The organism is Bacillus cereus group sp. N11, assembly GCF_016483605.1.
Taxonomy (GTDB): Bacteria; Bacillota; Bacilli; order Bacillales; family Bacillaceae_G; genus Bacillus_A; species Bacillus_A toyonensis.
Genome location: NZ_JAEHBN010000014.1, coordinates 176,450 through 183,445, shown reverse-complemented (window position 1 = coordinate 183,445; position 6,996 = coordinate 176,450). Strand labels below are relative to the sequence as shown.

Genomic DNA, 6,996 nt, shown 5'->3' with positions numbered 1-6,996 from the left:
CACGCCGCCAGCGTTCATCCTGAGCCAGGATCAAACTCTCCAATAAAGTTAGTTTGTCTAGCATCTAAAAATAAAAATTGACGTTTCACGTTGTTTGTTTCGTTCAGTTTTCAAAGAACTACTTGGTCGCTCATTTGCGACTCCCTTATGTTAACATCTTCGTTTTTCGATGTCAACTAAGTTTTTTAATTTCTTTTTTGTCGTTTTCTGCGTTTCCGCATCAGCGACGGTTATTAATATATCATGGTGAAAATTGAAATGCAACACCTTTTATAAACTTTTTTTAAAACCACCCACATTTCTTTTTTAATATCATATACTTAAACGAAATATCTCTTCATGTATAAGCAATTCCTACATATATTCTATATAAAGTTACTCTATCAAAAACCGTTTCTTTCTATAATAAACGTTTTATTCCTATAAAATATCATACAAGGAGGAATACATATGGACTATACCGATTTATTACTCAAACTAGGTCTCTCGGCTATTTTAGGATTCGCCATCGGTTTAGAACGTGAATTAAAACGTAAACCACTTGGTTTAAAGACTTGTTTAGTTATCTCTATTATTAGTTGCCTCCTCACTATTGTTTCTATTAAAGCAGCTTACAATTTACCACATACCGACCATATGAATATGGACCCCCTTCGACTTGCTGCTCAAATTGTATCAGGAATTGGTTTTTTAGGTGCAGGTGTTATTTTACGAAGAGGAAACGATAGTATTGCTGGGCTAACGACCGCCGCCATGATTTGGGGTGCTTCTGGTATTGGCATTGCCGTTGGAGCTGGTTTCTATATTGAAGCGATTTTCGGAATGTGCTTCCTTATGATTAGTGTAGAACTTATACCATTAACGATGAAATTTATAGGACCTAGGTCATTTCGTCAACGTGATATCGCAGTGAAACTTGTTGTACGAAATATGGACAATATCCCGATCGTAATTGAAGAAATAAAAGAAATGGATATAAAAGTTAAGAACATGAAGCTCAAAACATTGGAAAATGGTTCGCACTATTTACATTTAAAATTGTCTATCGATCAAAAAAGACATACTGCTGATGTTTATTATGCTCTTCAACACCTTGAAAGTGTTCAACAAACTGAAGTTGAAAGTATGTAATAGAAAACAAACTCTCTTTTAAATTAGAGAGTTTTTCTTTTTTCTATAATGGTAACAATGAATGTAGTCCTGCAAAGTAAGGAGGAATTGGCAATTGAAATCCCGTCCAAATTTAGTAGATACATTTCGTGATTCCATTATTTTTCGTTTAATTTGCTTTATTGTTGTACTTACTGCTTTTTCCGGCTTTCTTATACATAGATTAGAACCATCGCACTTCACCACATGGTTTGATGGAATTTGGTGGTCAATCGTTACAATTTTCACTGTTGGCTATGGTGACTTCGCCCCACATACACTAATAGGCAAACTCATCGGTATGAGTATTATTTTATTTGGAACCGGTTTTTGTTCTTATTATATGGTTCTATTCGCCACTGATATGATTAATAAACAATATATGAAAGTTAAAGGAGAAGAAGCTGCGACTGCTAGCGGTCATATGATTATTGTCGGATGGAACGAACGGGCAAAACATGTTGTAAAACAAATGCACATCTTACAACCAAACCTTGATATCGTTTTAATTGATGAAACACTTTCTTTACTTCCAAAACCATTTCATCATTTAGAGTTTATAAAAGGTTGTCCACATCACGATCAAACGTTATTAAAAGCTAACATTACAACGGCACACACCATATTAATAACGGCTGATAAAGAAAAAAATGAAAGCTTAGCTGATACACAGTCCATCTTAAATATTTTAACTGCAAAAGGACTTAATCCAAACATTCATTGCATCGCTGAACTTCTTACTTCGGATCAAATTCAAAATGCAACGAGAGCTGGTGTATCAGAAATTATAGAAGGAAATAAATTAACGAGCTATGTATTTACCGCTTCTCTTTTATTTCCTTCTATTTCAGGTGTACTATTCTCACTTTACGATGAAATCTCTGATAACAAATTGCAACTGATGGAGCTTTCTCCGCCTTGCACCGGACAAACTTTTGCAAATTGTAGCTATACTCTTTTAAAACAAAACATTCTCTTACTAGGTATAAAGCGTGACGATCAATATATGATTAACCCAGTCCATACCTTCATTCTTATCGAAAGCGACATACTTATTGTTATTCACCATTAAAAAAGTGACGCTCTAGTTCCTGTACTAATACTTTCCCAATATTAATATACTTACTTTTCACATCTCCATCTGGATCTTTCGGCTCAGCAAATTGATCAAATCCGCTCGTTCCAGCTGTTAACGCATTCACATTATCATCTAGTTCGTCTTGATACACATGCGAAAGAATATACGGCGTTTCAAGACGGACTATTACACCAGGCACATCTAATTCCCCATCCACAGCTGTAAATGGCACTCGTAAAAATTGATAGCCATCTTCTTCGTCGATTTTGTAATCAAAGCACCCTTTATCGTAATCCCAATTGCCACCAATACTATATCCAAGTGGTTTCATAACCTCTTCTAACTTATATAACGCATATGTATGTCCTTTTAACTTTGATTGAATCGGAATCAAGCCCATCCCTCCAAGACTTTTCCTTTAGCATACCCATTCTAGTTTGAATATACCGATGGACATTTCAGTAAAATAATAAAAAGCGACCGGATCTTCGGTCGCTTTTTATTATTTTAAACGCTCTTCTAATTCTGCTTTTAATTCTTCAAATCCTGGTTTACCAAGTAAAGCAAACATGTTTTTCTTGTATGCTTCTACTCCTGGTTGGTCAAATGGATTTACGCCTAATAAGTAGCCGCTCATCGCACATGCTTTTTCGAAGAAGTATACAAGGTAACCGAATGTGTACTCATTTAATTCAGGAATATTTACGATTAAGTTTGGTACTCCGCCATCGCTATGTGCAAGTAATGTACCTTCATATGCTTTTGTGTTTACGAAGTCTACAGTTTCACCAGCAAGGTAGTTTAATCCATCTAAATCGTTTTCTTCTGATTCGATTGTCAGTTCATGTGTAGATTTACCCACTTTAAGAACTGTTTCAAATAAGTCACGACGACCTTCTTGAACGTATTGACCTAATGAGTGTAAATCAGTTGAGAAGTTTGCTGAAGATGGGAAAATACCTTTTTGATCTTTTCCTTCACTTTCACCAAATAACTGTTTCCACCACTCAGCGAAGTATTGAAGCGCTGGCTCATAGTTAACAAGCATTTCAATTGTTTTTCCTTTATTGTATAAAGCGTTACGAACTACTGCGTATTGATAAGCTGGGTTTTCTTCTAGTTCTGATGCCCCGAAGTCGTCATGACCAGCAGCTGCACCTTTCATCATCTCTTCAATATTTAAGCCACTTACTGCGATTGGTAATAAACCAACTGGCGTTAATACAGAGAAACGTCCTCCAACATCATCTGGAATTACGAATGTTTCGTAGCCTTCGTTATCAGCTAATGTTTTTAATGCACCACGCGCTTTATCTGTAGTTGCATAAATACGTTTGCGAGCTTCTTCTTTTCCATACTTCTCTTCTAATAACTTACGGAAAATACGGAATGCAAGTGCAGGCTCTGTTGTTGTACCTGATTTGGAAATAACGTTAATAGAGAAGTCTTTACCTTCTAATACATCCATTAAATCTTTCATGTAAGTGGAGCTAATGTTTTGTCCAACAAATAGCACTTGTGGAGTTTTACGTTGTTCTTTAGAAAGCGTATTGTAGAATGAATGGTTTAACATTTCGATTGCTGCACGTGCTCCTAGGTAAGAACCACCGATACCTACAACAAGTAAAATGTCAGAGTCATTTTTAATTTTTTCTGCGCATTTTTGAATGCGAGCAAATTCTTCTTTGTCATATTGAAGCGGAAGCTCTACCCACCCAAGGAAATCGTTCCCAGCTCCAGTTTTTTCGTGGATTGCATGATGTGTTACTTTCACTGCATCACGTAAATAAGTGATTTCATGTTCACCGATGAAGGATAACGCTTTAGAATAGTCGAACGTTACATGTGTACTCATCTTTTTCCCTCCAATTATGGATATGTATTTCTGTATTCACTTTAGCGAAACTGAAGTTGTAAATCAAGCGATTCAACCAGTGTAAACGTAACCAATATATATTTTTTAGAAAAAGTTCATTTTTTGCATAAAAATTCGCATTTTTCGGTATAGATGTATATACATCTTTTTTTCACACATTTTTTATGTATAAAAACAACATAACTGCACCATTCTATAAAAGAGTTGATTAACTCAGCGCTTGCTCATGCTTCACAATTAAGGGGGGCTTTTTCATGAGTACATTGCAACGTATCGCATTAGTCTTTACTGTAATTGGTGCAGTAAACTGGGGACTAATCGGGTTCTTCCAGTTTGACTTAGTAGCAGCCATTTTCGGCGGACAAAACTCAGCTCTTGCACGTATTATTTACGGCATCGTTGGTATATCTGGGCTTATCAATCTTGGTTTACTGTTTAAACCATCTGAAAATCTTGGTACGCACCCAGAAACAAACGAAATTCGATAATCAGTATGTCCTTTCACCTCCGACATACGAATATGATTGCATGCAATCATATTTGCAAATATATATCATAAGATAAAGTAAAAGAGGAACGCTCATATGCGCTCCTCTTTTACTTTGTTAACTCGGACTCTTCAATCCATTCTGTCAGCTTTTCTCGCAACGTATTAAATCCGTCCTTAGATGGATTCGGTATAAGAATCCTTCCTTGTTTTCTTTTCGCAGCTTTTAACGATAAACTCATTTTTCTGTGCTCTTCATCAATTGAAAGTACTTTTACTTCTACTGTATCGCCGACTTTCAAAAAGTCATGAATATCCTTTACATATCCATTTGTAATTTCAGATATATGCACAAGTCCTTGTGTTTCTGCATCTAACGCTACAAATGCACCGTAATCTTGAATTCCAGTCACTTTCCCTGTTACAACCACTCCTGTTGTATATTGTTCTGACATATGAAACACTCCCATACGTTTACCATTTTCTCTACAAATGTAGATTGCAAAACAGATGTACTTATTTTAAATATCCGATTAATTAGTACGCCTGTTACGTATCGCTACCTAACAGGCGCATACCTTATATTAGTAAATTATACCACTATGACAGAACTCATTCAAAATTCACGAAAAAATTTCCTGTAGCACGTATAATTCTCCAATATTGGGATAGAATACTAACACATGGCTTTCTAGTATTCCCCCCCTTTTATGGACAAAACGTATTATGTTTTGTCCTTTTTTTATTCTCGACGAACCGTTCCATTCTCTTCATTGCTTCCATAAGTTGTTCAAGCGATGTTGCATACGAACAACGAATAAATCCTTCACCACTTTCTCCAAATACACTTCCAGGTACAACAGCCACTTTTTCTTCTAGTAATAACTGTTCTGCAAATTCCGCTGAAGTTAGTCCAGTTGAGGCAACAGAAGGAAAGACATAAAACGCCCCGCCCGGCACATGACACGTTAATCCCATCTCATTGAAAGATGTCGCCATAAAATTACGGCGTTTCTTATAGCTATCTCTCATTCGAATGACTTCATCATCCCCTCCGCGTAATGCTTCAAGAGCTGCGAACTGGGACATCGTCGGTGCACACATCATAGAATATTGATGAATTTTAAGCATCAACTCTGAAAATTGAACGGGAGCTGCGATCATACCGAGACGCCATCCTGTCATCGCAAATCCTTTTGAAAATCCCGAAATTAAAATCGTATGTTCGCGCATGTTTTGAATGCTCGCGAAACTCGTATACACTTCGTCATATACAAGCTCTGCATAAATTTCATCAGATAATACGATTAAATTGTACTTCTCAACCATTACTGCTAACTTTTCTAGTTCGGATTTGTTTAACATTGCACCTGTTGGATTATTTGGGGAACAAAGTAAAATTGCCTTTGTTTTCGCTGTAATAGCTGCTTCAATTTGTTCGGGTTGTAATTTAAACTCTTTTTCTAAAGTAGTCGCTATAGGAACTGGAACTCCTCCAGCTAATGTTACAAGCGGTGCATAAGAAACGAAGCTCGGTTCAATAATGAGTACTTCATCATCAGGATTTATAATGGCACGCATCGCTACATCTAACGCTTGGCTCGCTCCAACCGTAACAATGATTTCATCGTTTGGATCATAAGATACTGCAAATTGTTTTTTTAGATACTTTGCTATTTCTTGACGGAGCTCCAATAATCCTGCATTTGCTGTATACGCTGTATATCCTTGCTCTAAAGAACGGATACATGCTTGCCTTACATTCCAAGGTGTAACAAAGTCAGGCTCTCCCACTCCAAGTGAAATAACACCTTTCATACTTGCGGCTAAATCGAAAAACTTTCGAATACCAGACGGTTGTAAAGATCCTGCTACTCTAGACAGTTCAAACTGCTTCATGGTGTCACCACAATTCGCTTATCATCATCGTTTTTTTCATAAATAATTCCCTCATGTTTATACTTCTTCAAAATGAAATGAGTTGTTGTAGAAACGACAGATTCAATCGTTGCTAATTTCTCAGAAACAAACATCGCTACTTCTCCCATCGTCTTTCCTTCTAATGTAATAGAAAGATCATATGTCCCTGACATTAAATACACGGATTTCACTTCTGAATAGCGATAAATTTGTTCAGCAACTGCATCAAACCCAACACCGTGCTTCGGCGTAACTTTCACATCAATCATCGCTGTTAAACCCGTATGTTCTTTTACTTTTGTCCAATCAATATGTGTTACATAATCCACAATAATCTTTTCACTTTCTAATTTCGCAACCATCTTCTTCACTTCTTCTACTTCTATATTTAATAGCTTCGCCAATGTATCTACAGACAAACGACTACTTTTTTCAAGACAAGCCAATAATTCTAATTCCTTTTCAGTCACCATATAAATCATCCTT

8 protein-coding genes are annotated in these 6,996 nt (G+C 36.4%); 3 read left to right on the top strand and 5 right to left on the bottom strand.

Features of this window, described 5'->3' with window-relative positions:
- The first annotated feature begins 450 nt into the window (after nucleotides 1–450).
- Entirely contained in the window at nucleotides 451–1,131 is a 681-nt protein-coding gene (locus JDS98_RS22265) for an MgtC/SapB family protein (protein WP_000386692.1), read from the top strand.
- Between the two features lie 94 nt (nucleotides 1,132–1,225).
- Complete coding sequence (locus tag JDS98_RS22260; RefSeq protein WP_000842336.1) at nucleotides 1,226–2,221, top strand: potassium channel family protein; 996 nt, start codon at nucleotides 1,226–1,228, stop codon at nucleotides 2,219–2,221.
- Here the strand turns inward: JDS98_RS22260 and JDS98_RS22255 are convergent.
- Together JDS98_RS22255 and JDS98_RS22250 are read right to left on the bottom strand one after the other, a co-directional pair.
- Nucleotides 2,208–2,621 (bottom strand): YugN-like family protein, encoded by a 414-nt coding sequence (locus tag JDS98_RS22255; protein WP_000612324.1) that lies wholly within the window; start codon nucleotides 2,619–2,621, stop codon nucleotides 2,208–2,210. The two genes, JDS98_RS22260 and JDS98_RS22255, sit on opposite strands and share 14 nt — an antisense overlap.
- A gap of 108 nt (nucleotides 2,622–2,729) precedes the next feature.
- Complete coding sequence (locus JDS98_RS22250; RefSeq protein WP_000103665.1) at nucleotides 2,730–4,082, bottom strand: glucose-6-phosphate isomerase; 1,353 nt, start codon at nucleotides 4,080–4,082, stop codon at nucleotides 2,730–2,732.
- Nucleotides 4,083–4,357: 275 nt separating this feature from the next.
- Here JDS98_RS22250 and JDS98_RS22245 point away from each other — a divergent pair, with 275 nt between their 5' ends.
- Nucleotides 4,358–4,591 carry a DUF378 domain-containing protein gene (locus JDS98_RS22245; protein ID WP_000105788.1) on the top strand — a complete coding sequence of 78 codons (234 nt, stop codon included), beginning with the start codon at nucleotides 4,358–4,360 and terminating at the stop codon, nucleotides 4,589–4,591.
- Nucleotides 4,592–4,700: 109 nt separating this feature from the next.
- On the opposite strand, the gene yugI is transcribed toward JDS98_RS22245, so the two are convergent.
- The 3 genes from yugI to JDS98_RS22230 all read right to left on the bottom strand — a co-directional run bounded on the left by yugI (nucleotide 4,701) and on the right by JDS98_RS22230 (nucleotide 6,983).
- Nucleotides 4,701–5,045 carry a S1 domain-containing post-transcriptional regulator GSP13 gene (gene yugI, locus JDS98_RS22240; RefSeq protein WP_000003767.1) on the bottom strand — a complete coding sequence of 115 codons (345 nt, stop codon included), beginning with the start codon at nucleotides 5,043–5,045 and terminating at the stop codon, nucleotides 4,701–4,703.
- Nucleotides 5,046–5,298: 253 nt separating this feature from the next.
- On the bottom strand, nucleotides 5,299–6,489 hold the full coding sequence (locus JDS98_RS22235) for an aminotransferase (protein WP_199634322.1): 1,191 nt from the start codon (nucleotides 6,487–6,489) through the stop codon (nucleotides 5,299–5,301).
- Nucleotides 6,486–6,983: an Lrp/AsnC family transcriptional regulator gene (locus JDS98_RS22230; protein WP_000255691.1), complete on the bottom strand. Its 498-nt coding sequence runs from the start codon at nucleotides 6,981–6,983 to the stop codon at nucleotides 6,486–6,488. The genes JDS98_RS22235 and JDS98_RS22230 overlap by 4 nt, the downstream gene beginning before the upstream one ends.
- Between the last annotated feature and the right edge of the window lie 13 nt (nucleotides 6,984–6,996).